Origin of the sequence: Geodermatophilus poikilotrophus (genome assembly GCF_900111455.1) — a bacterium.
Lineage (GTDB): Bacteria > Actinomycetota > Actinomycetes > Mycobacteriales > Geodermatophilaceae > Geodermatophilus > Geodermatophilus poikilotrophus.
The window spans coordinates 78652-105428 of record NZ_FOIE01000010.1; the positions used below are offsets into that span (position 1 = coordinate 78652).

24 protein-coding genes are annotated in these 26777 nt (G+C 75.3%); 11 read left to right on the top strand and 13 right to left on the bottom strand.

The genetic code is table 11. The features are described 5' to 3' along the window. Window positions 1-48: 48 nt before the first annotated feature. Complete coding sequence (locus BMW27_RS20665; protein WP_091447856.1) at window positions 49-1560, bottom strand: helix-turn-helix domain-containing protein; 1512 nt, start codon at window positions 1558-1560, stop codon at window positions 49-51. A 96-nt stretch (window positions 1561-1656) separates the two neighbouring features. After that, a complete protein-coding gene (locus tag BMW27_RS20670; RefSeq protein WP_091447859.1) occupies window positions 1657-2064 on the bottom strand; it encodes a GlcG/HbpS family heme-binding protein in 408 nt (135 codons plus the stop codon). A gap of 170 nt (window positions 2065-2234) precedes the next feature. Between BMW27_RS20670 and BMW27_RS20675 the strand changes: the two genes are divergently transcribed. Genes BMW27_RS20675 through BMW27_RS20695 form a run of 5 tightly spaced genes read left to right on the top strand, consistent with a single transcriptional unit; the run spans window position 2235 to window position 7247 of the window. After that, entirely contained in the window at window positions 2235-2681 is a 447-nt protein-coding gene (locus tag BMW27_RS20675) for a diol dehydratase small subunit (protein ID WP_175486594.1), read from the top strand. Window positions 2682-2713: 32 nt separating this feature from the next. Continuing rightward, window positions 2714-4408, top strand: a complete 1695-nt coding sequence (locus tag BMW27_RS20680) for a propanediol/glycerol family dehydratase large subunit (protein ID WP_091447863.1) — start codon at window positions 2714-2716, stop codon at window positions 4406-4408. A 3-nt stretch (window positions 4409-4411) separates the two neighbouring features. Further along, window positions 4412-5011 (top strand): propanediol/glycerol family dehydratase medium subunit, encoded by a 600-nt coding sequence (locus tag BMW27_RS20685; RefSeq protein WP_091447866.1) that lies wholly within the window; start codon window positions 4412-4414, stop codon window positions 5009-5011. Beyond that, window positions 5008-6903: a diol dehydratase reactivase subunit alpha gene (locus BMW27_RS20690; RefSeq protein WP_091447869.1), complete on the top strand. Its 1896-nt coding sequence runs from the start codon at window positions 5008-5010 to the stop codon at window positions 6901-6903. Before BMW27_RS20685 ends, BMW27_RS20690 begins: the two co-directional genes overlap by 4 nt. Beyond that, on the top strand, window positions 6888-7247 hold the full coding sequence (locus BMW27_RS20695) for a glycerol dehydratase reactivase beta/small subunit family protein (protein WP_091447871.1): 360 nt from the start codon (window positions 6888-6890) through the stop codon (window positions 7245-7247). Before BMW27_RS20690 ends, BMW27_RS20695 begins: the two co-directional genes overlap by 16 nt. Window positions 7248-7281: 34 nt before the next feature. On the opposite strand, the gene BMW27_RS20700 is transcribed toward BMW27_RS20695, so the two are convergent. Then, complete coding sequence (locus BMW27_RS20700; protein ID WP_091447874.1) at window positions 7282-7845, bottom strand: bacterial proteasome activator family protein; 564 nt, start codon at window positions 7843-7845, stop codon at window positions 7282-7284. Window positions 7846-7934: 89 nt separating this feature from the next. On the opposite strand from BMW27_RS20700, the gene BMW27_RS20705 reads away from it, so the two are divergent. Continuing rightward, the gene (locus BMW27_RS20705) at window positions 7935-9158 is read left to right on the top strand and encodes a cysteine desulfurase-like protein (RefSeq protein WP_091447878.1); all 1224 of its coding nucleotides are present in this window, start codon (window positions 7935-7937) and stop codon (window positions 9156-9158) included. Between the two features lie 79 nt (window positions 9159-9237). On the opposite strand, the gene BMW27_RS20710 is transcribed toward BMW27_RS20705, so the two are convergent. Beyond that, the gene (locus BMW27_RS20710; protein ID WP_091447880.1) at window positions 9238-10227 is read right to left on the bottom strand and encodes an NAD(P)H-quinone oxidoreductase; all 990 of its coding nucleotides are present in this window, start codon (window positions 10225-10227) and stop codon (window positions 9238-9240) included. Between the two features lie 10 nt (window positions 10228-10237). Then, window positions 10238-10960, bottom strand: a complete 723-nt coding sequence (locus tag BMW27_RS20715; RefSeq protein WP_091447882.1) for an NAD(P)-dependent oxidoreductase — start codon at window positions 10958-10960, stop codon at window positions 10238-10240. Between the two features lie 152 nt (window positions 10961-11112). On the opposite strand from BMW27_RS20715, the gene BMW27_RS20720 reads away from it, so the two are divergent. After that, window positions 11113-12108 (top strand): AraC family transcriptional regulator, encoded by a 996-nt coding sequence (locus BMW27_RS20720; RefSeq protein ID WP_245743769.1) that lies wholly within the window; start codon window positions 11113-11115, stop codon window positions 12106-12108. 66 nt (window positions 12109-12174) lie between these two features. Here BMW27_RS20720 and BMW27_RS20725 read toward each other — a convergent pair whose 3' ends face one another. From BMW27_RS20725 to folP, 4 genes are all read right to left on the bottom strand, one after another. Then, a complete protein-coding gene (locus tag BMW27_RS20725; protein ID WP_091447888.1) occupies window positions 12175-13143 on the bottom strand; it encodes an alpha/beta hydrolase in 969 nt (322 codons plus the stop codon). A 28-nt stretch (window positions 13144-13171) separates the two neighbouring features. Beyond that, entirely contained in the window at window positions 13172-14773 is a 1602-nt protein-coding gene (locus tag BMW27_RS20730) for a 4-coumarate--CoA ligase family protein (protein WP_091447890.1), read from the bottom strand. Window positions 14774-14976: 203 nt separating this feature from the next. Continuing rightward, the gene (locus BMW27_RS20735; protein ID WP_091447892.1) at window positions 14977-15402 is read right to left on the bottom strand and encodes a PaaI family thioesterase; all 426 of its coding nucleotides are present in this window, start codon (window positions 15400-15402) and stop codon (window positions 14977-14979) included. Window positions 15403-15548: 146 nt separating this feature from the next. Beyond that, window positions 15549-16409, bottom strand: a complete 861-nt coding sequence (folP, locus tag BMW27_RS20740) for a dihydropteroate synthase (protein WP_091447894.1) — start codon at window positions 16407-16409, stop codon at window positions 15549-15551. A 72-nt stretch (window positions 16410-16481) separates the two neighbouring features. On the opposite strand from folP, the gene BMW27_RS20745 reads away from it, so the two are divergent. Continuing rightward, window positions 16482-16943 (top strand): MaoC family dehydratase, encoded by a 462-nt coding sequence (locus BMW27_RS20745; RefSeq protein ID WP_091447897.1) that lies wholly within the window; start codon window positions 16482-16484, stop codon window positions 16941-16943. 222 nt (window positions 16944-17165) lie between these two features. Here BMW27_RS20745 and BMW27_RS20750 read toward each other — a convergent pair whose 3' ends face one another. Next, window positions 17166-18422 carry a serine hydrolase domain-containing protein gene (locus BMW27_RS20750; RefSeq protein WP_091447900.1) on the bottom strand — a complete coding sequence of 419 codons (1257 nt, stop codon included), beginning with the start codon at window positions 18420-18422 and terminating at the stop codon, window positions 17166-17168. 160 nt (window positions 18423-18582) lie between these two features. Beyond that, on the bottom strand, window positions 18583-18867 hold the full coding sequence (locus BMW27_RS20755; protein WP_091223132.1) for an HU family DNA-binding protein: 285 nt from the start codon (window positions 18865-18867) through the stop codon (window positions 18583-18585). 288 nt (window positions 18868-19155) lie between these two features. Between BMW27_RS20755 and BMW27_RS20760 the strand changes: the two genes are divergently transcribed. Continuing rightward, window positions 19156-20079: an aldo/keto reductase gene (locus tag BMW27_RS20760; RefSeq protein WP_175486595.1), complete on the top strand. Its 924-nt coding sequence runs from the start codon at window positions 19156-19158 to the stop codon at window positions 20077-20079. 21 nt (window positions 20080-20100) lie between these two features. Here BMW27_RS20760 and BMW27_RS20765 read toward each other — a convergent pair whose 3' ends face one another. Then, a complete protein-coding gene (locus tag BMW27_RS20765; RefSeq protein WP_091447905.1) occupies window positions 20101-21186 on the bottom strand; it encodes an EAL domain-containing protein in 1086 nt (361 codons plus the stop codon). 186 nt (window positions 21187-21372) lie between these two features. Here BMW27_RS20765 and BMW27_RS20770 point away from each other — a divergent pair, with 186 nt between their 5' ends. Beyond that, the gene (locus BMW27_RS20770) at window positions 21373-24201 is read left to right on the top strand and encodes a SpoIIE family protein phosphatase (RefSeq protein ID WP_091447907.1); all 2829 of its coding nucleotides are present in this window, start codon (window positions 21373-21375) and stop codon (window positions 24199-24201) included. 65 nt (window positions 24202-24266) lie between these two features. On the opposite strand, the gene BMW27_RS20775 is transcribed toward BMW27_RS20770, so the two are convergent. After that, the gene (locus tag BMW27_RS20775; RefSeq protein WP_091447909.1) at window positions 24267-24983 is read right to left on the bottom strand and encodes a trimeric intracellular cation channel family protein; all 717 of its coding nucleotides are present in this window, start codon (window positions 24981-24983) and stop codon (window positions 24267-24269) included. A gap of 221 nt (window positions 24984-25204) precedes the next feature. Here BMW27_RS20775 and BMW27_RS20780 point away from each other — a divergent pair, with 221 nt between their 5' ends. Beyond that, window positions 25205-26740, top strand: coding sequence for an amidase (locus tag BMW27_RS20780; RefSeq protein ID WP_091447913.1), 1536 nt, complete (start codon window positions 25205-25207; stop codon window positions 26738-26740). Window positions 26741-26777 lie beyond the last annotated feature (37 nt).

Sequence of the window (26777 nt, forward strand, 5' to 3'; positions counted from 1 at the left end):
GCGGCGGCGCCGGCCGCGGTGGTCGACCCCACCGACCGGGGCACCGCCTCACTCCGCCCGGAGCCGCTCCGCCCGCAGGGCCACCGCGCCCGCCCGCGGGTCGCCGGCCGGCAGGAGGGCGAGCAGGCGGTCGTGGGCGTCCAGGTCGTCCTCGCCCTGGGGGTGCGCCACGAAGGCGTGCAGCAGGTCGACGTCGCCGGTGGCCAGCACCGCGGAGCGCAGCCCGGCGGTCAGCTCCTCGCGCAGCTGGCGGATCTCCGTCGCGTCCGACCGGGGGAGCAGGGGGCCGGCGCACGCCCGCAGGGCCGCGGCCACCTGTCCGGCCCGCAGTGCCCGGCGGGCCGACCCGAAGTCGCTGTCCACGGCGCCGGCGAGCCGGTAGGGCCGGGTGCGCAGCACGTCGCCACCGACGAGGGTGCGCAACCGGCGGACCTGGACGCGCACGGTCGTCTGGTTCCCGTCGTCCCCGTACAGCAGGTAGCCCAGCTGCTCCGCGGTGAGGCCCTCGGGGTGCAGGACCAGCGCGGTGAGGATCTCCGCCGCCCGCAGCGGCAGGGAGACGAGGCGGCCGTCGAGCACCGCGCTGGGGGTGCGGTTGCCGGTGAACCGCAGCGACAGGGCGGCGGCGCGCGGCGGGCGCGTCGCCCGGGGGGTCTGCTCCGCCGTCCGCAGCAGCCAGCCCTCGGCGAGCGGCTCGACCAGCACCTCCCGGCCGTCCGGCAGCAGGGCCCGCTCGGTCGCGCCGTCGAGGTCGACGCGCTCGGGCCAGCCGGAGGGATCCGGGGCGAGCACCCGGCCGGTCGGGGTGACCAGCGCGCCGGCGGCGCGCCCCAGCTGGGCGAGGTGCGGCGTGTTCCGCAGCAGGAAGCGCTGGTCGGCCACGGCCATCCGGGCCCGCAGCTCGCTCTCCGCCAGGCGGGCGGTCGTCGCCACCAGCTGCGCCAGGGACGAGTGCATGGTCCGCAACGGGCCGCTGACGTCGACCGCGCCCAGGGTCGCCCCGGTGTCCGGGTCGTGCACCGGCGCGGCGACGCAGGTCCACGAGTGGTAGGTCCGGACCAGGTGCTCGGCGGAGTGGATCTGCACCGGCGCGTCCACCGCGAGCGTGGTGCCCATCGCGTTGGTCCCGATGGCGGCCTCGCTCCAGTTCGTCCCCGGGAACAGGCCGACCCGGTCGGCCGGGCCGAACAGCTGCCCGGCGCCCTCGCGCCACAGGACGTGGCCCGCCGCGTCGGTGACCAGCAGCAGGTGCACCCCCTCCTCGGCGATGCCCACCAGGCTGTGCCGCAGCAGCGGCATGACCGCGTTCAGCGGGTGGGCCGACCGGATGTCGCGCAGCTCGTCGGGGGCGTGCACCACCGGGGGCGTCCGGCGGTCCGGGTCGACCCGGGCGGCGACGCTGCGCGCCCAGGACGCCGAGACCAGCGGGCGGGGCGCCCGGCGCACCGGACTGCTCCCGAGCACGGCGTCGAAGGTCTCCGCGAGCTGCCGGGCGTGCGCGGCGGCGTCGTCCCCGGGGACACCGGGGCAGGAGGGCCGGTGCCGGGCCGAGCGGGACATGTCACCCCCGGGCATCCTCGCTGGGCGGGCGACGCCGGCCCGCTGGGATCATCACCCATGCCCGTCCGGCCAGCAAGGGAGCCCCGAGGGGCGGCCTCACCCCTCCAGAGCGGCGGCGGCGGCCGTGGCGACGGTGACGTCCTGCTCCACGGAGCCCGCGCTGACGCCGACGGCCCCCACGATCTCGCCGTCGCGCACCAGCGGCACGCCGCCGCCGAAGGCCACCATGCCGCCCGCGGTCTGCTCCAGCCCGTACAGCTCGGCGCCGGGCTGCACCAGGGGGGTGAGGTCGGCGGTCGGCGCGGCCATCAGGACGGAGGTGACCGCTTTACGGGTGGAGATGTCGATGCTCGCCTTGATGGCGCCGTCCATCCGGCCGAAGGCCACGAGGTGCCCGCCGTCGTCGACGACGGCGATGTTCATCGGCTGGCCGATCTCCTGGGCGCGAGCGACGCCCGCCTCCAGGACGCGGCGGGCGGTGTCGTACGTCAGCGAGGCGCTCATGCCGGGAGCAAACCGCACCGCGGGAGGACCGGGCACCTCTCCGGTCGGGTAGGTCCGACCTCTCCGGGTGGAGGGTCGCGGAGGTCGCCCGCCCGGAGGCAACGTCGGTGCAACGTGGCGCGTGCCACAGTGGCGCGTCGTTGCGCGGACCGACCGAGAGTGAGCCTGCGTTGAGCGCCTCCCCGCCTCCCGAGCTGACCACTGCGGACTACCCCCTGTCGATCAACCGGCCGGAGCTGCTGCACACCCCCAGCGGCAAGCCGATCACGGCGCTGACCATGGACGCCGTCGTCTCCGGCGAGCTGTCGGCCGAGGACCTGCGGATCGCCCCCGAGACCCTCCAGCTGCAAGCCCAGCTCGCCGACGCCAGCGGCCGCCCCCAGCTGGCCGCCAACTTCCGCCGGGCCGCCGAGATGACGGCCATCCCCGACGCGGAGGTGCTCGCCATGTACAACGCGCTCCGCCCCCGCGCGTCCACCGCGGCGCAGCTCGCCGAGCTGGCCGACCGCCTGGAGCGGGCGTACTCGGCGCCGGTCTGCGCGGCGCTCGTCCGCGAGGCCGCGGAGGTCTACGCGCGGCGCGACCTCCTCGCCCGCCCGACGGCCGACGTCGGCTGACCCCGCACCCAGGACCGAGAGGGACGCCCCCCATGACCACCACCGAGCCCCGGCCCTCGATCCGCACCGAGCTCCTCGAGAGCCGCCCGGTCAACCTCGACGGGTTCGTCGAGGAGTGGCCCGAGAAGGGCCTCGTCGCGATGGAGAGCGACTTCGACCCGGCGCCGAGCATCCGGGTGGAGGACGGCCGCGTCGTCGAGCTCGACGGCAGGGCCCGCGCCGACTTCGACTTCATGGACACCTTCATCGCCAACCACGCGATCGACGTCGCGTCCGCCGAGGCGTCCATGGCCATCCCCTCGGCCCAGATCGCACGGATGCTCATCGACCCGGGGGTCTCGCGCGGTGAGGTGCTGGCGGTGACCCGCGGGCTCACCCCGGCCAAGGTCCTCGACGTCGTCAAGCTGATGAACGTCGTGGAGATCATGCAGGGGATGCAGAAGATGCGTGCCCGGCGCACCCCGGCGAACCAGGGCCACTCCACCAGCGCCCGCGACAACCCCATCCAGGTGGCCGCCGACGCCGCCGAGGGTGCGCTGCGCGGGTTCGCCGAGCTGGAGACGACCCTGGGCGTGCTGCGGTACGCCCCGCTGGTCGCCATCGCGCTGCAGGTGGGCGCGCAGGTCGGCCGCAGTGGCGTGCTGACGCAGTGCGCGCTGGAGGAGGCCACCGAGCTGGAGCTCGGCATGCGCGGCATCACCGCGTACGCCGAGACGATCTCCATCTACGGCACCGAGTCGGTCTTCGTCGACGGCGACGACACCCCGTGGTCCAAGGCGTTCCTGGCGTCGGCCTACGCCTCCCGCGGCATCAAGATGCGCTTCACCTCGGGCACCGGGTCGGAGGTGCAGATGGGCAACGCCGAGGGCAAGTCCATGCTGTACCTGGAGATCCGCTGCATCCTCATGGCCAAGGGGGCCGGGGTGCAGGGGCTGCAGAACGGCTCGATCAGCTGCATCGGCGTCCCGGGGGCCGTGCCCGGCGGGATCCGCGCCGTCGCCGCGGAGAACCTGGTGGCGAGCATGGTCGACCTGGAGTGCGCCTCCGGGAACGACCAGTCCTTCTCGCACTCGTCGATGCGCCGGACCGCGCGGCTGATGCCCCAGCTGCTGCCCGGCACCGACTTCGTCTGCTCCGGGTACTCGGCGGTGCCCAACGCCGACAACATGTTCGCCGGGTCGAACTTCGACACCGAGGACTACGACGACTGGAACACCATCCAGCGCGACCTGCAGGTCGACGGGGGCCTGCGGCACGTCCGCGAGCCCGAGATCCTGCAGGCCCGGAACACCGCGGCGCGTGCACTGCAGGCGCTGTTCGCCCACCTGGACCTGCCGGCGATCAGCGACGAGGAGGTGGAGGCGGCCACCTACGCCGACTCGTCGAACGACTACCCGCTGCGCGACGTGCTCGCCGACCTCAAGGGCGCGCAGTCGGTGATGGAGCGGGGGATCACCGGGCTGGACCTGGTGCGGGGACTGGAGACGACCGGCTTCCACGACGTCGCCCAGAGCCTGCTCAACGTGCTGCGGCAACGGGTCTCCGGTGACCTGCTGCAGACCTCGGCGGTGCTCACCCCCGACTTCACGCCCCTGTCGGCGATCAACGACGTCAACGACTACGCCGGCCCGGGCACCGGTTACCGGCTGGCGGGGGAGCGCTGGGAGGAGCTCAAGAAGCTGCGCCACGTCACCTCCGCCACGAACCCCGAGACCGAGGTGGGCTGAGCCATGACCGCTGCCACGACGGCGTCCGACCGCACCGTCACGTTGCGGGAGGTCGGCCCGGCCGGCCGGGGGACCCGCCCCGACGAGGTGGTGGTCGCGGTGTCACCGGCGTTCGCCGGGCACTTCACGAAGACCATCGTCGACGTCCCGCACGTCGAGGTGCTGCGCCAGGTGCTGGCGGGCATCGAGGAGCAGGGCGTCACGGCGCGGATCATCCGGGTGTTCGACACCGCTGACCTCGCCGCGATCGCCCACGGCGGCGCGAAGCTCTCCGGGTCCGGCATCGCCGTGGGGATGCTGTCCCGCGGGACGACGATGATCCACCAGAAGGACCTGCCGCGGCTGAGCAACCTGGAGCTCTTCCCCCAGTCCCCGCTGCTGGACGCGCCGGTGTTCCGGATGATCGGCTCGAACGCCGCGCAGTACGCGAAGGGCGAGTCGCCGCAGCCGGTACCGACGCGCAACGACCAGATGGCCCGTCCCCGGTGGCAGGCCAAGGCGGCGCTGCTGCACCTCAAGGAGTTCGAGTGCATCCAGGCCGGCCGTCCGGCGGTCGAGGTCGAGCCCGTCTTCGGGCGGGTCGGGTCACGCCCGCTGGCGTGACGCCGGTCGACCCCGGCCGGTCGCCGGCGCGGCTCGTCGTCGGCGTGGACATCGGCAACTCGACGACCGAGGCGTGCCTGGCCGTCGTCGCGCCCGAGGGCTCGATCACCCACCTCGCGACCGACCTGACCAGGACGACGGGCGTCAAGGGCACGCCGGACAACACCGAGGGCGCCCTCAAGGCGATCCGCGGCGCCCTTGCCAGGGCCGGCCGGAGCGCCGGCCAGGTCGAGACCGTGCTGCTGAACGAGGCGACGCCGGTGATCAGCGGCCTGGCCATGGAGACGATCACCGAGACGATCATCACCGAGTCGACGATGATCGGGCACAACCCCACGACCCCGGGTGGTGAGGGTCTCGGCGTCGGCACCACGCGGTCGATCGGCGAGCTGGGGGAGCAGCAGCCCGGTGAGCCGGTGGTGTGCGTCGTGCCGCACGGGTGGGACTTCGACGACGTCGCGGCGACGCTGAACGCCGCCGTCGCCGCTGGTGTGGACGTCGTCGCGGCGATCCTGGCCGGGGACGACGCCGTCCTGGTCACCAACCGGCTCGAGCGGCCCATTCCGGTGGTGGACGAGGTCTCCGCCGTGGAGAAGGTCCCCCTGGGCATGCTGGCCGCCGTCGAGGTGGCAGCACCGGGGCGGACGATCCGGACGCTGTCCAACTCCTACGGCCTGGCCACCGTCTTCGAGCTGGACCCCGTCCAGACCCGGCAGGTGTCCCCGGTGGCCCGGGCGCTGACCGGCAATCGCTCGGCGGTGGTCGTGCGCACGCCGACAGGGGACGTCACCGATCGGCGCATCCCGGTCGGCGAGCTGGTGCTGCACGGCGCGGGCAAGACCCTGCGGGTGGACGTCGACGCCGGCGCGGAGGCGATCATGGAGGTCGTCGGCCGGGCGCAGCCCCTCGACGACGCGCGCGGGGAGCCCGGGACCCACGTCGGCGGCATGCTCGCCCAGGTCCGCGACACGATGGCCGACGTCATGGACATCGCCGGCCAGCCGGACGTGCCGGTGTCCGAGATCGCCATCCGTGACGTACTCGCGGTCGACACGTTCGTCCCGGCCGAGGTGCGCGGCGGGCTGGCCGGCGAGGTGGCCCTGGAGAACGCGGTCGCGCTCGCGGCGATGGTGCGGACCAGCCGCAGCCGGATGCAGTTGGTCGCCGACCTGGTGTCCGAGGGGCTGGGCGCTGCGGCGGAGATCGGCGGGGTCGAGGGCGAGATGGCGGTGGGCGGCGCGCTCACCACGCCCGGTGTCGACCGGCCGATCGCCGTCCTCGACCTGGGCGGCGGCTCGACGGACGCCGCCCTGCTCACCCGCGAGGGCGAGTGCACGGCCGTGCACGTGGCCGGGGCCGGGGAGCTGGTCACCAAGCTGATCGACTCCGAGCTGGCGCTGGGCGACCGAGACGTGGCCGAGGGCGTCAAGTGGTTCCCCCTGGGCAAGGTCGAGAGCTTCTTCCACCTGCGCCACGAGGACGGCACGGTGGAGTTCGTCGATCAGCCGCTCTCGCCGCACGTCTTCGCCCGGGTCGTGGTGCTGACCCCGGACGGTCCCGCTCCGGTCCCCACCCGGCACGGCCTGGACCACGTCCGGCGGGTGCGCCGGGAGGCGAAGCGGCGGGTCTTCGTGGTCAACGCCCTGCGCGCACTGCGCCAGGTGGCACCGGGGGGCAACCTGCGGGCGCTGGAGTTCGTCGTCCTGCTCGGCGGCTCGGCGCTGGACTTCGAGATCCCGGACATGATCGCCGACGCCCTCGCCCCGCACGGGATCGTCTGCGGCACGGGCAACGTGCTCGGCACCGAGGGGCCTCGCAACGCGGTCGCATCGGGTCTGGTCCGCGCCCACGCCGCCCTCCTGGCGGAGGAGGCCCGGTGCCGGAGCAGGTGACGGTGCCGGGGCCGCGGCCAGCCGTGCTGGTGTACCGGCACCCCGGGACCCCGGCGGCGGTGCTGCGGCAGGTCCGCGCCGGCGTCGAGGAGGAGGGGGTGCCCACGGACGTCGTCGACGTCCCCGGCCCGGACGACGCCACGGCCCTGGCCCACGCGGCGGCAGGGGAGTCCCGGCTGGGGGTGGGCATCGGCCTCGACGCCTCCGGTACGGCCGCCGTGCACCACGGCACGCTGCCCGAGCGGACGCCGGTGGCCGCTACCCCGGCCGAGGCGGACCCCTCGGACTGGCGGCGGGCGGGTCGGATCGCGGCCCGGGTGGTCAAGCACCTGCCGCTGGCCTGACCGCGGTGATCAGCTGATCACCGGGAGCGCGGGGCTACAGGTACTGTCCGCCGCCGGGGTGCGGGTGCGGCCCCGGGGCCGGGGTCGACCCGCCCGGCAGCGCACGGCGGCGCATCTCCTCCAGCTGCGCGCGGGCGGCCATCTGCTGGGCGAACAGCGCGGTCTGGATGCCGTGGAAGACGCCCTCCAGCCAGCCGACCAGCTGGGCCTGGGCGATGCGCAGCTCGGCGTCCGACGGGGTCTCGCCCTCGCTGAAGGGCAGCGTGATCCGCTCCAGCTCCTCGCGCAGCTCGGGGGCCAGGCCCTGCTCCAGCTCGCGGATCGAGGAGGCGTGGATGTCGCGCAGCCGGTTGCGGCTGGCGTCGTCCAGGGGCGCGGCGCGGACCTCCTCGAGCAGCTGCTTGATCATCGTGCCGATCCGCATGACCTTCGCCGGCTGCTCCACCATGTCGCCGATGGCGCCGCCCTCGCCGCCACCGTCGCTGCCCTGCCCGCCCAGAGCGCCGTCCGGCGCGGGCATCGTGCCGACGGGCCGGCCGTCGGGGCCGACGACGACGACCTGCTGAGGGCGTCCACTGCCGTTGTCAGGTGCGGTCATGTCCCCATCCTCCCCGCCGCCGCAGGAGCCTGCCGGGGTGGTACCGGGGCGGCCTCGACGGGGAGGGGCAACGGCTAGGGTCGAGGCCCATGGGACCGGGGGAGGGGCGGCTGGACGTCGCCCGCGTCCGGGGCCTGTTCCCGGGTCTCTCCGACGGCCTGGTGCACGCCGACGGGCCGGCCGGGTCCCTGCTCCCGGAGAACGTCGTGCTGGCCGTGTCCCAGGCGATGCGGGTGCCGGTGGCCGATCGCGGCGGGGTCTTCCCGGCGTCCGCCCGCGCCGAGGGGCTGCTCGCCAGCGCCCGCACCGCCGTCGCCGACCTGGTCGGTGGGGTGTCCGCCGGCGTCGTCCTGGGGCCGGACACCGCCCGGCTGACCTGGACCCTGGCCCGGGCGCTGGCCCGCACCTGGCGCCCCGGCGACGAGGTGGTGGTGAGCCGGCTCGACCACGACGCGAACGTCCGGCCCTGGGTGGAGCTGGCCGTCGGCGCCGGCGTGGCAGTGCGCTGGGCCGAGGTGGACATCGAGACCGGCGAGCTGCCCGACTGGCAGTACGACGAGCTGCTCGGTCCGCGCACCCGGCTGGTCGCGGTCACGGCGGCCAGCTCCGCGATCGGCACCCGCCCGGACGTCGCCGCCATCGCCCGCCGGGCGCACGCGGTGGGCGCGCTGGTCTTCGTCGACGGGACGCACGCCGCCGCGCACGACCTGCTCGACGTCCGTGCGCTGGGTGCGGACTTCCTCGCCGTCTCCGCCGACATGTGGTGCGGCCCGCACGTGGGCGCGGTGGTCGCCGACCCGGCGCTGCTCACGGAGCTCGAGCCGGAGAAGCTGGCGCCGGTCCCCGACCGGGTGCCCGACCGGTTCGAGAGCGGCGGGCACGCCTTCGAGCTGCTGGCCGGGGTCCCGGCGGCCGTCGAGCACCTGGCCTCGCTGTCCGAGGACGCGCGCGGCACCCGGCGGGAGCGGCTGGGGACCTCCATGGCGGCGGTGGCTGCCTACGAGCGGGGGCTGTTCGACTGGCTGGACCAGGCGCTGCGGGCCATGCGCCACGTGCAGGTGATCGGCTCGGCCCCGCTCACCACGCCGACGCTGTCGTTCACCGTCGCCGGGATGCGCCCGCGGCAGGTGGCCCACGAGCTGTCCCGGCGTGGCATCTGCGCGTGGGACGGCGACCTCTACGCCCGGGAGCTGTTCGACGCGCTCGGCGTCAACGAGGAGGGCGGCGCCGTGCAGCTGGGTCTGATGCACTACAACACGGCCGAGGAGGTCGGGTACCTGATCGACGCGGTCGCCGCGCTGCGCCCGCGTTGAACCTGGGGACGTCCTGGAACGGCCCTCCTGCGGGGTCCCGCCGCGAGCCTGCGAGTGGTGGGGGGGCAGGAGGGTCCTGCTACTGGGCGAGCAGCAGGACCTTGCCGACGTGCTCGCTGGCGTCGACCACCCGGTGCGCCTCGGCGGCGCGGGACATCGGCAGCCGCCGGTCGACGATCGGCCGGACGACGCCGCGCTCGACGTCGGGCCACACGTCGTGCCGCACCGCCGCGACGATCTCTGCCTTGCCGCCGGGCCCGGTCGCCGGCCGGGCCCGCAGCGTCGTGGCGTGCACCGCGGCGCGCTTGCGCATCAGCTTGCCGAGGTCCAGCTCGGCCTTGGTGCCGCCCTGCATCCCGATGCAGACCAGCCGCCCTCCGGTCGCCAGGACGTCGACGTTGCGGGCCAGGTACCTGGCGCCCATGTTGTCGAGGACGACGTCGGCGCCCGCGCCGTCGGTCTCCTCCCGCACCCGCTCGACGAAGTCCTCGTCGCGGTAGTTGATGCCGACCTCGGCGCCGAGCTCGCGGCACACGTCGAGCTTGGCCTGGGCGCCCGCCGTGGTGAGCACCCGCGCGCCGGCGCGGGCGGCCAGCTGGATGGCCATCGTGCCGATCCCGCTGGACCCCCCGTGCACCAGGAAGGTGTCGCCGCGGCGCAGGCCGGCGAGCATGAAGACGTTGGACCACACGGTGCAGACGACCTCGGGCAGGGCCGCCGCGGTGGCCAGCTCCACCCCGGCGGGGCGCGGCAGCAGCTGCCCGGCCGGGACGGCGACCCGCTCCGCGTAGCCACCGCCGGCCAGCAGCGCGCACACCTCGTCGCCGACCTTCCAGCCGGTCACGCCCTCGCCGACCTCGCTGACCACCCCGCTGCACTCCAGGCCGAGGACGTCGCTGGCGCCGGGCGGCGGCGGGTAGAAGCCGGCCCGCTGCAGCAGGTCGGCGCGGTTCACCGCGGTCGCGACCACGTCGACGAGCACCTCGCCGGGACGCAGCACCGGGTCGGGGACCTCACCCCAGCCGAGCACCTCGGGGCCACCGGGTCCGCTGACGGTCACCGCGCGCATGCCCCCGACCTTAGGAGGACCCCGTCCTCCCCACCCCTCGCGAGCTCGGGCCGGGACCCGGGACGGGGCTGCCAGCTCTCGCGGTGGCCCCCGACACCGCGACGCAGCGCCCGGAGTCGCCGGCCGCCTCGGCGAGGTCGGCGAGGACCTCGCCCACGGCCGGCCGGGAGACCCGCATGCCGGCGACGTCCCCGGTGTCGGAGAGGGCGGCCGGCTCGTCGCCGTCGGTCAGGTACACCGGCTGGACCAGCGTCCAGGCCAGGCCGCTGTCGCGGACGATCCGCTCCTGCCGCTCGTGGTCGGCGATCTGGGGCCGCAGCAGGAGGGCGAGGACCAGGCGGCTGGACAGCGGCAGGCGGTCGCGGGACTCCCCGACGCCGTAGGACGACTGGACGACCAGGCGCCGGACGCCCTCCTCGGCCATGGCGGCGACGACGGCGGCCGTGCCGCGGGAACGCACCTCCAGCGGGGTGCCGGAGCTGCCGAGCAGCCGCACGCGCAGCGGGTGCTCGCTGATGCCCAGCGTCACCACGACGGCGTCCTGGCCCCGGACGGCGCGGCCGACGTCGGCCGGCACGGTTGCGTCGCCGTCCACCGCCCGGACCCCGGCGCGGCCCCCGAACACCGTGCTCGCCCGGCGGGCGAAGGCGGTCACCTCGTGCCCCCGGCCGGCGAGCGCCTCCACCGCCGCCCGGCCCGATCCCCCAGTTGCTCCCACGACCAGCACCTTCACGTCCCTGCTCCTCCCGGTGACACCGGCCTCCTGGCCGGTGCTCCCGATGCTGGCGAGCCGGGACCGCCGGGCCCATGACCGCACGTCCGGGGTCCGTGCCCGTTCGTCCGGACGGCCTGGACGGCGGGTGCGGGCAGCGACAGGCTGGGGACGTGACCACCGACGCGGTGCCCGGCCTGCCGTGGACGCCGGTGGACCCGGTCGGCGGTGTGCTCGCCGACCTGCGGATCCGGGGCCTCTTCTACTGCCGGGCGGAGGCCACCGCCCCTTGGGGGGTGGAGATGCCCGCCCTCGAGGGCTGCATGAGCTTCCACGTCGTCACCGCGGGCAGGTGCCTGCTGGAGGTCGACGGCGTGCGGTCGGTGCTGCAGCCCGGGGACCTCGCGCTGGTGCCGCACGGCCGCGGCCACCTGCTGCGCAGCGACCCGGACGCGCCGATCGCCGGTCGGGCGGACCTGCTGCCCCAGCAGTACCTCGCGGAGCACCACTCGGTGCTGCGGCTGGACGGCGGCGGGCTGCCGGCCGGGATGGTGTGCGGCGTCGTCCAGCCCGAACGACCCGGTGCGGCCCACCTGCTGGACCTGCTGCCGCCGGTCCTGCACGTCGACGGGGGCGACGCGGCGCGCGGCGGCTGGCTGCCGGTGCTGCTCGGGGTGATCGCCGACGAGTCCCGGCACGACCGGCCGGGCTCCGAGGCGGTGGTCACCAGGCTCGCCGACGTCGTCGTCATCCAGGCCGTGCGCGCCTGGCTCGACAGCGCGGCCACCGGGGCGGGCTGGCTGCGGGCACTGCGGGATCCGCAGGTGGGGCGGGCGGTGGCCCGGCTGCACCGGGAACCGGGGACGGCGTGGACGCTGACCCGCCTGGCCCGTGAGGCCCGGATGTCACGGTCCTCGTTCGCCGCCCGCTTCACCGAGCTGGCCGGGGAGCCGGCCATGCACTACGTGGCCCGGTGGCGGATGCACCTGGCCACCGTCGCCCTGGCCGACGGGGCGCGGGTCGGGGAGCTGGCCCGGCACCTCGGTTACGAGTCGGAAGCAGCCTTCTCCCGGGCCTACAAGCGGGTGGTCGGGGTCCCGCCGGTCGCCGCGGCCCGGCGCGACCCCGGACGCGCCGAGGCGCCGGCCGCAGCGCGTGCGCGCGGCTGAGACTCCCGCCGGTCCCCTGGAGGGTCCCGCCGCGAGCTCGCGAGGGATGGGGGCAGGGGGTTCTCCTCAGGTGCGGGCCTCCGGGGCCTCGGCGCGGAGGTGGAGGGCCAGCTCGGCGCACAGCTCGGCCATCGCCTGGGAGGCGCTGCGGCAGAAGCCAGGGAAGCTGAGGTAGCCGTGCGGCATGCCGACGTACGTGGTCGTCCGCACCGGCACCCCTGCCGCCCGCAACGCCGCCGCGTAGCGCAGGCCGTCGTCGCGGATCGGGTCGAGTTCGGCCACCTGGACCAGCGCAGGCGGCAGTCCGGAGTGATCGGCCGCGAACAGCGGCGAGACGTACGGGTCGCGCGGGTCCTGCCCACCCAGGTAGTGGTCACGGAAGGCGATCACGTCGGCCTTGGTCAGCACCGGCGCGTCCGCGTTCTCGTCGATCGACGGGCTGGACAGGCTGAGGTCGGTGGCCGGGTAGACCAGCCCCTGGAAGGCGATCCGCGGCCCGGTGCGATCCCGTGCCATCAGCGCGACGACGGCGGAGAGGTTGCCGCCGGCGCTGTCGCCCATGACCGCCACCCGGTCGGGGTCGGCGCCGAACTCCGCCGCGCGGGCCACCACGTCGCACAGCGCGGCGTAGCAGTCCTCGGGGCCGGCCGGCCAGCGGTGCGTGGGCGCGAGCCGGTAGTCCACGGACACCACGACCGCCCCGACCGCGGCCGCGACGCTGCTGCAGTGCCAGTCGACCCCGTCGAGGTCGCCGAGGACCCAGCCCCCGCCGTGGAAGTCGACCACGAGGGGCAGCGGGCCACCCGCACCCGCCGGCCGGTGCACCCGCGCCGGCAGGCTCCCGACCTGGCCCGCCACCTCGACCTCTTCCTGTTCGGTGCCGGGCACCACCCCGCCGAACACGAAGTCGACCACCCGGTTGTGGCCCGGGTGCCGCGCCTGCGCCTCCGCGATCCCCGCGGCGTCCAACCGGGTGATCGAGAAGCGGCGGGACAGCAGTCCCAGCAGCCGCACCCGCAGGTCCATCCGTGCCATCGGCCCGCCCCGCCCGCCCTCGCCGTCCTCAGCCCGCCGCGCGGAGGTCCTTGCGCAGTATCTTGCCGGCCGCGGACTTCGGCACCGCCTCGATGAACTCGACGATGCGGATCTTCTTGTGCGGCGCCACCTTGCCGGCCATGTACTCGATGACCCCGTCCTGGGTGAGCGTCGAGCCGGGGGCCCGGACGACGAAGGCCTTCGGCAGCTCCTCGCCGCTCGCCTCGTCCGGTACGCCGATGACGGCCGCGTCGGCGATCTCCGGGTGGCCGATCAGCACGGCCTCGAGCTCGGCCGGGGCCACCTGGTAGCCCTTGTACTTGATCAGCTCCTTGACGCGGTCGACGACGGTGTAGCAGCCGTTCTCGTCGACGACGGCGACGTCACCGGTGTGCAGCCAGCCGTCGGCGTCGATCGTGTCGGCCGTCGCCCCGGGGTTGTTCAGGTAGCCCTTCATGACGTTCGGGCCGCGGACCCACAGCTCGCCGCGGGCGCCCGGGGCGGCGTCCTCGCCGGTGGCCGGGTCGACCAGCCGGCACTCGGAGTTCGGGACGGCGAAGCCGACGGAGCCCTTGGGCACCGAGCCCGGGGCCGCACCCGGCGGCTCGGCGCCGAGGTCGGGGGTGGTGTGCGAGACCGGCGACAACTCGGTCATGCCGTACCCCTGGGCCACCGTGACACCGCTGTCGGCGCCCTTGCGCAGCCGCCGCTCAGCGGCGAGCGCCAGCTGCTCGTCCAGCGGGGCGGCGCCCGAGAGGACCGAGGTCAGCGACGACAGGTCGTACTGGTCGACCAGCGGGTGCTTCGCCAGTGCGAGCACGATGGGCGGCGCCACGAAGGCGCGGGTGATCTTCTGGTCCTGGATGGTGCGCAGGAAGTCCTCGAGGTCGAAGCGCGGCAGCGTCACGACCGCACCGCCCCACGCCAGGCCCTGGTTCATCAGCACGGTGAGGCCGTAGATGTGGAAGAACGGCAGGACGGCGATGATCCGCTCGTCCGCGCCGAGCTGGATCAGCGGGCGGCACTGCGCCACGTTGGCGACCAGGTTGCGGTGGGTGAGCATGACGCCCTTGGGCAGGCCCGTGGTGCCGCTGGAGTAGGGAAGCGTGACCAGGTCGTCGGCCGGGTCGAAGTCCACCTGCACCGACGGCGCGTCGGTCGAGAGCAGGTCGACCAGCGAGGCGTGGCCCTCGGCGCCGTCCATGACGACGACCTCGTCGACCGGCGCCTGCTCGACGGCGGCCCGCGCGCGGTCGAGGAACGGCGAGACGGTGATGAGGATCTTCGCGCCGGAGTCGCGCAGCTGGAAGGCGATCTCGTCGGGGGTGTACAGCGAGTTGATCGGCGACATGACGCAGCCGGCGGCGGCGATGCCGTGGAAGACGACCGGGTACCACGGGGTGTTCGGGCAGAACATGGCCACGACGTCGCCCTTGCGCAGGCCGCGGGCGTGCAGCGCGGCCGCGACGCGGTCGACGTAGGCGGCCAGCTGGCCGTGGGTGATGACGTCGCCCCGGAGCCCGTCGATGAGCGCGGGCGCGTCGGGCTTCTCCCGGCCGGCGGCGAGGACGAACTCGGGGACGGAGACGTCGGGGATCTCGACGTCGGGGAAACGGCTGGCCAGCGCCACGGGTGCAGCTCCTTCGCACATCGGTGTGGCGCCAGTCTCACATCCCCCGTGGTCCGGGCCACAAGGGGGTTACCGGCGAGTACCCCGGTCGGGGGGCAGCGCGGCCCCGCTGCAGGGACCGGCCACCGGCCCCGTCCGGGGGCTCCTCGCGAGCGGGCGGGGGAGGACGGGGTCCTCCTCCGGTGGGGCGCAGTGGGTCTCCCTCAACGTGGCCAGAGCACCGACTGGGTGCAGCGGAACAGGGCGACGGTCTTGCCGGACCCCGCCGCGGTGACCACGGCGTCCCACACCTGCGTCGTCCGTCCGGCGTGCGCGTTGGTGGCCACCGTCGTGAGCCGGCCCTCGCGCAGCGTGCCGAGGAAGTTGCTCTTCAGCTCGATGGTGGTGAAGCCGGTCGACCCCTCCGGCAGCAGCGCCCGGGTGGCCAGCCCGCAGGCGGTGTCGGCCAGCCCGACCACGGTCGCGGCGTGCAGGTAGCCGTTGGGGGCCAGCAGCTCGGGGCGGACGTCGAGCGCGGCCTCCAGCCGGCCGGGCTCGTGGGCGGTGATCGTCAGCCCGAGCAGGCCCGGCAGGGTGCCCGGGAGCAGCGCGTTGAGCTCGTCGGCGGTGTGGAACCCGGTGGCGGCCATGCCGGCAACCTAACGGCCCCTTGCAGGGTCCCGTCGCGAGCGTGCGAGTGGCGGGGGGCAAGGGGGTCCGTCGACCGACGAGTGGCCGGGTGGCCCCGTCCCGGGGCCCGCCCTGAGCTCGCGAAGGGTGGGGAGGACAGGGTCCTTCAGGCCAGGCCGCGGGTGGTGCGCGCGGGCGGACGGTCGCCGCGGATGGCGGCCACCATGTCCAGCGTCTGCCGGGTCGCCGCGACGTCGTGCGCGCGGAACACCGTCGCCCCGAGCCAGGCGCTGACCGCCGTCGCCGCCAGGGTGCCGGTCAGCCGCTCGTCCAGCGGGACGTCCAGGGTCTCGCCGACGAAGTCCTTGTTCGACAGCGCCACCAGCACCGGCCAGCCGGTCGCGACCAGCTCGTCCAGCCGCCGGGTGGCCTCGAGCGAGTGCCGGGTGTTCTTCCCGAAGTCGTGCCCCGGGTCGACCAGCACCCGGTCGCGGTCCACGCCCGCGGCGACCGCGGCCTCCGCGAGCGCCGTCGTCCGGGCCACCACGTCGGCCACGACGTCGTCGTAGGCCACCCGGTGCGGACGGGTGCGCGGCGGCAGCCCGCCGGCGTGCGTGCAGACGATCCCGGCGCCGCACTCGGCCGCCACCACCGCGAGCTCCGGCTCGACGCCGCCCCACGCGTCGTTGACGACGTCGGCGCCGGCGGCCAGCGCCTCCCGCGCGACCTCCGCCCGCCAGGTGTCGATCGAGATCGGCAGCGCCGGGTGCGCGGCGCGGATGGCGGCGACCAGGTCGACGGTGCGGCGGACCTCCTCCGCAGGGGACACCTCCTCGCCGGGCGCGGCCTTGACCCCGCCGACGTCCACCATGTCCGCGCCCTCGGCGACCACCCGGTCGACGCGTTCGACGGCGGCGGCCAGCTCGTAGGTCGCGCCGCGGTCGTAGAAGGAGTCCGGGGTGCGGTTGACGATCGCCATCACGACCAGGGCGCCGTCCGGCACGGACAGGGCACCGAGCCGCAGCAACCCCGCTCCCCTCGCCGTCGTGCCGTGTGGTGGAGTCAGCAAACCAGACCCGCGGATCAGGAGGAGAGGCTCATGGCGCAGACCACGGTCGAGGGCGTCGAGGGCGTGCTGGCGAAGGTCGGCCAGCACCTCGGGCACAGCGACTGGGTGGAGATCACCCAGGAGCAGGTGGACAAGTTCGCCGACGCCACCCACGACCACCAGTGGATCCACGTCGACGTCGAGCGGGCGAAGCGGGAGAGCCCCTTCGGTGGCCCCATCGCCCACGGCTACCTGACGCTGTCGCTGGTGTCGGCGCTGTCCGGGCAGATCATCGAGGCGACGGGCTTCCGGATGGGCGTCAACTACGGCGCCGACAAGATCCGCTTCATGTCGCCGGTGCCGGTCGGCGCCCGCGTCCGCGCCTCCGCGACCCTCGACGAGGCCAAGCAGTTCGAGGGCGGGGTGCAGATGAACCTGGGCATCACGATGGAGATCGAGAACCAGAGCAAGCCGGCGATGGTCGCCTCGATCCTCTTCCGCCGCTATCTCTGAGGGCAGGCGCTGGACGGCGCGCCTCGGTGATCAGCCGACCTGACCACCGGCGGTCCTGGCTCACCACCGGTGGTGAGCCAGGACCGGCGACCGTGGTCCCAGCTGATCACCCGCCGCTGACGGCCCCCTGAGGGACCCCGGCCCCGTCTCGGGTCCCGCCCGAGCTTGCGAAGGGTGGGGAGGACGGGGTCCTCCTCCGAGTGGTGGGGCAGGGGCCCTTCGTCAGTCGACCAGGGCCTGGTTGACCAGCTGGCGCAGGTGGTTGCGGATCGGCAGCGTGCTCGAGGGGAGCAGCTGGGTGTAGAAGCCGACGGTCACGTCCTCCACCGGGTCGACGTAGAACGCCGTGGACGCCGCCCCGCCCCAGCTGTAGTCGCCGAGGCTGGACAGCACGCCGTAGCGCACCGGGTCGATGACCATCGAGAAGCCGAGCCCGAAGCCCACCCCGCGCAGCGGCGTCTCGGCGAACAGCGGCCGGCCGAAGGTCTCCAGGTCCTGGTCGCCCGGCAGGTGGTTGCGGGTCATGTAGCCGATCGTGCGGGTGCTCAGCAGCCGGCCGCCGTCGTAGGAGCCGCCGCGGCGGAGCAGCTCGACGAACCGCAGGTAGTCCCCGGCCGTGGAGACCAGCCCGCCGCCGCCGGAGAGGAAGGCCGGCTTGGTGTGCGCCCCGGCGCCCATCGCGTCGTAGGGGGCGAAGCCGGTCGGCGCACCGCCGGGCTGCCCCGGGACGGCGGCGTAGAGCCGGGCGAGCGAGTCGACGTCGTCCCCCTCGCGGAGCCCGAAGGAGGTGTCGGTCATGCCGAGCGGGCGGAAGATGCGCTGCTCGAAGAACTCGTCGAGCGGGAGGCCGGAGACCACCTCGACCAGCCGGCCCAGGACGTCGGTGGAGACGCCGTAGTTCCACTCCGACCCGGGCTGGAAGACCAGCGGGATCGCGGCCCACTGCCGGCAGACCTCTGCGGAGTCCGCGCCGGCAGGGGTGCCCCACTCGTGCCCGGCGGCCCGGTACATCGCGTCCACCGGGTGGGCGTGGTGGAAGCCGTAGGTCAGCCCCGAGGTGTGCGTGAGCAGGTGGCGCACCCGGATGGGCTCGACCTGCGGCTGGGTCACCGGGCGCAGTGCCGAGCCCGCCACGTAGACGCGTGTCTCGGCGAACTCGGGCAGCCACTTCGCGATCGGGTCGGACAGCTCGAAGGCGCCCTCCTCGTACAGCACCATCGCCGCGACCGAGGTGACCGGCTTGGTCATCGAGTAGATGCGCCACCGGGTGTCCCGCTCGACGGGCAGGCCGGCCTCGACGTCGCGGTGCCCGGCCGAGCCGACGTGCACCAGGTGTCCGTGCCGGGCCACGGTCACCAGGTAGCCGGGCAGCTGGCCGTCGTCCACCCAGCGGGCCAGCCGCCGGTCCAGCCGGGCGAGCCGGCCGGCGTCGAAGCCGACCTCGGCCGGGTCGGTGTCCACCTCGAGTGCCGTCGTCACGGGTCCTCCGTCCCTCGCGCCGTCCACCGCCGGACGGCGACTGCCCAGGCATCCTGACCCACCCGGTCGTGGGCCCGGTCACAGGGGCAGCCGCCGTCCCGACCCGGACGGTGCCGGGGACGCTCCCGATCAGCCGGGGACGTCGCCGGGACGCTCCGGGTCACACGGGGACGTTGCTCGCGGCCTTCTTCAGGTTCGAGCCCGCGGTGACCTTGACCGTGTTGGCGGCGGGGATGTCGATCGACTCGCCGGTCTGCGGGTTGCGGCCGGTGCGCGCGGAGCGCTGGGTGCGCTCGACGGTCAGCAGGCCGGAGACGGCGACCTTCTCGCCGCGGGTGATGGCGTCGACGAGCTCGTCCTGGAGCCCGGCGAGCACCGAGTCGACGGTCGAGGTGGGCACGTCGGCCCGCTTGGCGATGGCGGAGACGAGTTCGGCCTTGTTCACGGGGTTCCTTCCGTGTCGGTGACAGAGCGTGCCTGACCGCGCCGGACGGCGGGTCGGACCGCAGGCACGGTGCCATGCCGTACCGACAACCCGCCACCGAGGGGGGTCGAACGGGTCCCCTCGCGTCCCACCGGCCCCTCGTGGGCGACCGGTCCCCGCGCGGCGCCGTCGGATCCCCCTGCTCCCCGTCGCCGGCCCCGTCCCGGGTCCTGCCGGCCTCCCTGCAGGGTCCCGCTGCGAGCTCGCGAGTGGCGGAGGGCAGGGAGGTCCTTCCTCTAGCGTGAGGGGGTGCCAGTGATCCCCGGGACCGACCTCACCGTCAGCGACCTCTGCCTGGGCGGCAACGTCTTCGGCTGGACGGCCGACGAGCCGACGTCCTTCGCCCTGCTGGACCGCTTCGTCGACGCGACGCCCGGTCCGCAGGGGCCGTTCGTGGACACCGCCGAGTCCTACGGCCGCGGCGCCTCCGAGGAGATCCTCGGCAACTGGATGGCCGAGCGCGGGCAGCGCGACCGGGTGGTGGTGGCGACCAAGGCCTCGCGGCTGGAGAAGGAGCACCCGCTCTCGGCGGCGGAGATCCGGACGGCGGTCGAGGGCTCGCTGCGCCGGCTGCGGACCGACCGCATCGACCTGTACTACGCGCACTACGACGACGAGGGCACCCCGCTGGAGGAGACGCTGCGCGCCTTCGACGAGCTGGTGCAGGCGGGCAAGGTCCGGTACGTCGCGGCGTCGAACTACTCGCCGGACCGGCTCACCGAGGCGCTGCAGACCTCCGAGCGGCTGGGGCTGACCCCGTACGTGGCGCTGCAGCCGCACTACAACCTGATGGAGCGGGCGGTCTACGAGGACGGGCTGCGCGACGTCGTGGCCGCCCACGACCTGGGTGTGCTGCCCTACTACGCGCTGGCCAAGGGCTTCCTGACCGGCAAGTACCAGGCCGGGGAGCCGGTCGACTCGCCGCGGGCGGAGGGCGCCTCGGCCTACGTGGGGGAGCGTGGCGACCGGGTGCTGGCCGCCCTGCGGCAGGTGGCCGACGCCCACGGGGGAACGGTCGCCGCGGTGGCGCTGCGCTGGCTGGCCGACCGGCCGACCGTCGTCTCGCCGATCGCCAGCGGCCGGTCCGTGGAGCAGCTGGCCGACCTGCTGCCCATGCAGGACCTCGTGCTCACCGAGGAGGAGACGCGGGCACTGGACGCCGCCAGCGCCTGACGGGAGGACCTCGTCCTCCCGTCAGCTCCCGGCGACGGCGGTGGCGAGGTCGTCGACGCGCAGCAGGCCGACGACCTCGCCGGTCGCGTCGGTGCAGACCACCGGGTCGAAGCGCAGCGCCGGCGGGCGGGTGAGCGCCCGCCGCAGGACGTCGACGGGGTCGTCGGACAGGTCAGCGCGCAGCGGGACCGGCGCGCTGTACGGCTCCCCGGTCCGCGGGCAGGCCAGCCACAGCGCCACCGGCTCGCCCCGCCTGCCCACCAGCACCGCCGGCGGGACGGCGGGCGGCGGCTCGCCGGCGTCGGACCGGCGCACCGGGCGCACGAGCGCGGCCACCCCGTGGGGCACCCGCGCACGGGCGGCGTGCGTGCGGACCAGGGCGGCGACCTCGGGCGCCAGCGGCGCGAAGCCGGACCCGGGCCGGCCGAGCAGCCAGCCCTGCGCCAGCGGCACGCCCAGCCGGGTCAGCGCGGCCAGCTCCGCGACGGTCTCGACACCCTCGGCCAGCAGCCGGGCGCCGATGCGGCCGGCGAACCCGCCCACCACCTCGGCGAGCGCGGTGCGCACCGGATCGGTGTCCACGCCGGTCACCAGGGTCCGGTCCAGCGTCACCAGCCGAGGGCGGACGGCGGCCATCTGCTGCAGGCCCGAACCGGCGTCGTCCAGCGCCACGAGAGCCGCGCGGGCGTGCAGCGCGTCGGTCCGCCGGCGCAGCGCGTCGAGGTCGTCGGCGGGCGTGTGCCCGGTGAGCTGGACGACGACGCGGTGCAGGTCCGGCCGGGTGGCGAGGGCGTCTTGGACCGGGGCGCTGCCGAGCAGGTGCGGGCTGACGTTGACGGTGAGGAACGTGTCGGCGGGTAGCAGCGGGACGGCGGCCAGGGCCTTGGCGATCGCCAGTGCCTCCAGCTCGGCGGCCAGGCCGCAGTCGGCGGCGGCGGCGAACCAGACGCCGGGGCCGGCGGTGCCGGGGAAGCGGGAGAGCGCCTCGTAGCCCACGACGCGCACCGCGGCGAGGTCGACGATCGGCTGGAACACCAGCGCCAGGTCGTCGGGGTCGGCGAGCAGCGGACGGCAGTCGGGCAGGCTGCTCACCGGGGTGGCCGTCATGCACCGCCCATCGGCTCCCGTGCCGCCGCGCTCGACCCGGGACCGGCCGCTCTCCCCACACCGGGTGGGTGGAGCGGCGGCGACACGAGCGAGGGACGATCCCCGTCCCCGACGGGTCGTCGTGTCAGGATGTGCGGTCGACGTGGCCGGCGCACCCGCCGCCCACAGCGGACGAGGGAGTGCGGCATGACGTCGGCGCCTCCGTCCCTGCGGCCGGACGTGCTCACCGACCCCGGGCGGGTCACCGCGGCGCGCCGGCTGCTCGCCGAGGCGTCCCCCGGCGTCCACGACCGGTTGGCGCAGCTCGCCGCGCGGCTGGCGCAGGCCCCGGCGGCGCTGGTCTGCCTGGTCACCGACGCCGAGGTGCCCGTGGGGTCCTGCGGACTGCCGGCGTCGGTCGTCAGCGGTCCGCTGCCGCTCGCGGGCTCCCCGTGCGCGGTGACCGTCGGGCTGGGCGTCCCCGTCGTCGTCCCGGACGCGGCGCGGGACGAGCGGCTGGCCGACCTCCCCGCGGCGGCCGACGGGTCGCTCGTCGCCTGCCTCGGCGTTCCGCTGCGGGCACGGTCCGGAGAGGTCGTCGGGGCGCTCGCGGTGTTCGACGGCGTCCGGCGCGACTGGTCGTCGGACCAGGTCGCCTCCCTCGAGCAGCTGGCCGCCTCGGTGGTCGCCGAGCTGGAGCTGTCCGCGGCCCGGTCGGCCACGGACGCCTCGCTGATGCGCCTGGAGCTGGCGCTGGAGGCCAGCGCCGTGGGCACCTGGGAGGTCGACCTGCGGGGGCACACCATCGACTGGGACGAGCGCTGCGCGGCGATCTTCGGCTACGACTCCACCGTCCGGCTGGGGATGGACCGGCTGTTCGCCGAGCACGTGCACCCCGACGACCGGGAGCGCGCGCAGGAGGAGATGCAGGCCGCCGTCGACGCGCTGGCCCGCTACACCATCGAGCTGCGCGTGGTCCGCACCGACGGCGAGGTGCGCTGGACGGTCAGCCGCGGCCGGGTCCTCGCCGGCCCGGACGGCGGGCCGGTGCGGATCGTGGGCACTGTCGTCGACGTCACGGAGGCCCACGAGCAGGCCGAGCGGGAACTCGACGCCGTCCGCCGCGCCGCCGCGATCGCCGAGGTCGCCGCCGAGCTGGCCGGCGCCACGCGGGTCACCCAGCTGGCCGAGATCGCCCTGCGCGCCGCTGCGGTGCTGGGCGCGGAGTCGATCGGGCTGGCGGTGTTCGACCCGCGCGACGACCGGCTGTACCTGCACCTGACCCGCCGCATCGTCGACACCGTGGCCAGCACGGCCGACGTCCAGCTGCCGGCCGGCGGGGTCGAGACGCCGCTGGACGACGAGCTGCCCACCCAGTGGGTCGCCCGGCACGGGGAGCCGCTGCTGTTCCCCGACGCTGCCGCGGCCGAGGCGCGCTTCCCCCGGATGGCCCAGGTCAACGAGGTGCTCGGCAGCCGGGCCCTGGCCGCGCTGCCCCTGCGGGTCGGGGGGCGGCTGCTGGGCAGCTTCGTCGTCGTCTGGACGACCGAGCACGCCTTCCCCGACCGCGACGTCGAGCTGCTCGAGGGGCTGACCGCGCAGATCGCGCTGACCGCCTCGCGGCTGCGGGCCGACACCGTGCGCGCCGACGCCGTCGCCGCGATGGCCGAGGCCACCGCCCGGCTGCAACTGCTCGCCGACGCCGGGCGGGTGCTGTCGGGGACCCTGGACATCACCCTGCAGGTCGGCCAGCTCGCCGACGTCGTCGTCCCCACCCTCGCCGACTGGTGCTGGCTCGTGGTCACCGACGAGCAGGGCCGGCTGCACGAGGTGGCCTCCGCGCACCGCGACCCCGCGCTGCGCGCCGAGCTGGAGCTGTACGTGCACTCGATGGTCGCGGTGATGACCGACGAGGCCGCCGCGCCGGTGGTGACCCGCACCGGCCGCCCGCTGGTGCTGCGCGGGATCGACGCCGCGCGGGTCGAGCGCTCCATCCCGGAGCCCGCCACCCGCGAGCTGCTGGGCCGGCTGGCACCGGACTCCGCGGTGATCGTGCCGCTGGTGGCACGCGGGCAGTCCCTCGGCGCGCTCGGGCTGTTCAACGGCGTCGAGCGAGGGCCGCACACACCGGCCGAGGTCGAGACCGCGGTCGAGGTGGGCCGCCGGGCCGGCCTCGCGCTGCACCACGCCCGGCTCTACGGCCAGCAGCGGGAGCTGGCCGGCGCCCTCCAGCACAGCATGCTCACCGCACCTCCGGAGCCGGACCACTGCGAGATCGTCGTCCGGTACGTGCCCGCGGCGGAGGGCGCGGAGATCGGCGGCGACTGGTACGACGCGTTCCTCGAGCCCGGCGGCGCGACCGTGCTGGCCATCGGCGACGTCGTCGGCCACGACACCGGGGCCGCCGCCTCCATGGGGCAGCTGCGCGGCCTGCTGCGCGGGATCAGCTACTCCAGCGGCGCACCGCCGGCGCAGGTGCTCACCCAGCTCGACCGGGCCGTCCAGGGGCTGGGGCTGGACACGATGGCCACCGCGCTGGTCGCCCGGCTCGAGCAGGAGGACGCCGACCTGCGCGCCGACCGCACCCGGCTGCGCTGGTCGAGCGCCGGCCACCCGCCACCGGTGCTGCTGCTGCCCGACGGCCGGGTGCAGGTGCTCGACGACGACCTGCCCGACCTGCTGCTCGGGGTCGACCCGTCGGCCGCGCGCCGGGACCGCGTCGCCGTCCTGCCGGCGGGCAGCACGGTCCTGCTGTACACCGACGGGCTGGTCGAGCGCCGGGACCGCGACCTCGACGCCGGCACCGCGGAGCTGGTGGCCGTGCTGGCCGAGTACGCCGCGCTGCCGCTGGCCGACCTGTGCGACCGGGTGCTCGAGCGGCTCTTCCTGCCCGACGCGGAGGACGACGTCGCGCTGCTCGCCGTCCGGCTGCACTCCCAGGCCCGTCCGCGCCCGCCAGAGGCCGGCCCGCAGCTGCTCCCACCGGGCATCCCGCCGGCACCCGCGGTGCGCCCCGAGGCCGGCACCGCCTGGTGATGCGCCGCGCGGCCCCGTCCAGAGGCTCGCCGCGAGCCTGCGAGCGGTGAGGAGGACGGCGTCCTCTATCGGTCGCGGCGGCGCCACCGGGTCGGGCGCCCCGCCCGCTGGCGCCGCAGCCGGCGACGGGCCCGGTTGGGCAGGTCCACGGCGACCGGCGCCTCCCAGCCGCGCCACACCGAGAGCACCCGCAGCGCGGCGACCAGGACGATGACCAGCGCCGCCACCGGGATCGGGTCCAGGCCGACCGGGCCGGCGAGCACGGTGAGCGCGACGGCCCCGAGCAGCGCGGCGACCGCGTTGTACGGGCCGGGCTGCACGATGTCGGCACGCTGCGCCAGCAGCACGTCGCGGATCACCGCGCCGCCGACCGCGGTGAGCGTGCCGACGAAGACCACGCTGGCGCTGGGCAGGGCGGCCAGCTGCGCCTTCTGCGCACCGATGACGGTGAAGAAGCCCAGCGTGACGGCATCGAGGACGACGAGCAGCCCGGTCAGCCGGGACAGCCAGCCGGAGAAGTAGAAGGTCACCGCCGCGGTGATGGCCACCGTGGGCAGGTAGGCGGGGTTGGTCAGGGCGACCGGCGGCAGGTCGCCCAGCAGCACGTCGCGGACGAGCCCGCCGCCGAGCCCGCCGCTGACGGCCAGCAGCAGGACGCCGGACACGGCGAACCCCTCGCGGGCGGCGAGCAGCCCGCCGGTCAGCGCGCCGATGACGATCGCGGCGAGGTCGACCGGAGCCGGCACCCGCAGCGTCTCCGCGGCCGCGGCCAGGATCTCCACGGCCGCATCCTCCCGCGCCGTCCGCCGAGCCCGGCCGCAGCCCCCGCACCCTCGCCCGTCCCGGTGATCATGGGGTCGTCGCACGCGCCGCCGGCGTGTCGAGCGGTGTCGCCGACACCGATCCCATGATCAAGACCGTGAGGAGGTCGTCACCGCCGGTGACAGATCGGCCCCGACGTCGCTAGCTTGCGGCTCCACCCGCCGCTCACCTGGAGGCCGCCGTGCCCGTACGCCCGCCGGACGAGACCGAGGTGGCCGCGCTCGCGGCCAGCTACGGCATGAAGCCCACCGCCGAGGAGGTGGCCGCCTACACGCCCATCGTCGCGGCCTTCCTCAGCTCCTACGACGCGGTCGAGGAGCTCTACGCCGGGATCGCTCCGCAGGCGCCCGCCGACCGGCCGAGCACCCGGCCCGCCGAAGCGGACAACCCGCTCGGCGCCTGGTACGTGACCACCGAGATCCGCGGCGCGGCCGGGGGCCCGCTGGCCGGCCGGACGGTGGCGGTCAAGGACAACGTCGAGGTCGCCGGCGTCCCGATGATGAACGGCTCCCACACCGTCGAGGGCTTCGTCCCCCGGCAGGACGCCACCGTGGTCACCCGCCTGCTGGAGGCGGGCGCGACGATCACCGGCAAGTCCGTCTGCGAGGACCTCTGCTTCTCCGGCGGCAGCCACACCTCCGTGACCGGGCCGGTGCGCAACCCGTGGGACCCCGCGCGGACGACCGGGGGCAGCTCCAGCGGCAGTGCCGCGCTGGTGGCGTCCGGGGTGGTCGACCTGGCGGTCGGCGGGGACCAGGGCGGCTCGATCCGCATGCCGGCGGCGTTCTCCGGCATCGTCGGCCACAAGCCGACCCACGGCCTGGTGCCGTACACCGGCGCCTTCCCGATCGAGCTCACGCTCGACCACCTGGGCCCGATGACCCGCACGGTCGCCGACGCGGCGCTGATGCTCGACGTCCTCGCCGGCCGGGACGGCGACGACCCGCGCCAGCCCGCCGACGTGGTGCCCGAGCAGTACGCCGCCGCGCTGGGCGGGGACGTCGCGGGCCTGCGCGTCGGGGTCGTCGCCCAGGGCTTCGGCTGGGCGGAGCTCTCCGAGCCCGGCGTCGACGACACCGTCCGGGCGGCCGCCGGGCGGCTGCGGGAGCTGGGCATCGAGGTCGTGGACGTCGACCTGCCCTGGCACCGGCACGCGCTGCACGTCTGGAACGTCATCGCCACCGACGGCGCCACGGTGCAGATGATCGAGGGCAACGGCTACGGCTGGAACTACGAGGGCCGCTACGACCCCGAGCTGGTCGCCCACTACGGCCGCCAGCGCCGCGAGGTGGTCGACCGGTGGTCCCCGACGGTGACGGCGGTGGCGCTGGCCGGCCGCTGGTCGTACGAGCGGGAGCAGACCCGGCACTACGCGATGGCGCAGAACCTGGCCACCGAGGTGCGCCGGCAGTACGACGCCGCGCTGGCCGACGTCGACCTGCTGGTGATGCCGACCGTGCCGATGGTGGCCCCGGAGATCCCGGCACCGGACGACCCGGTGGAGACCCGCGTCGCCCGTGCGCTGGAGATGATCGTCAACTGCGCCCCGTTCGACGTCAGCGGCCACCCGGCCACGAGCGTCCCGGCCGGGCTCTCGCAGGGGCTGCCGGTCGGGATGATGCTCGTCGGCCGCCGGTTCGAGGACACCACCCCGCTGCGGGTGGCGCACGCCTTCGAGCAGCTGGTGGGCGGTTTCCCACCGCCACCGGCCCGCTGAGTCTCCGCCGCTGACCCCGCCGTGACCACGGGGTCGT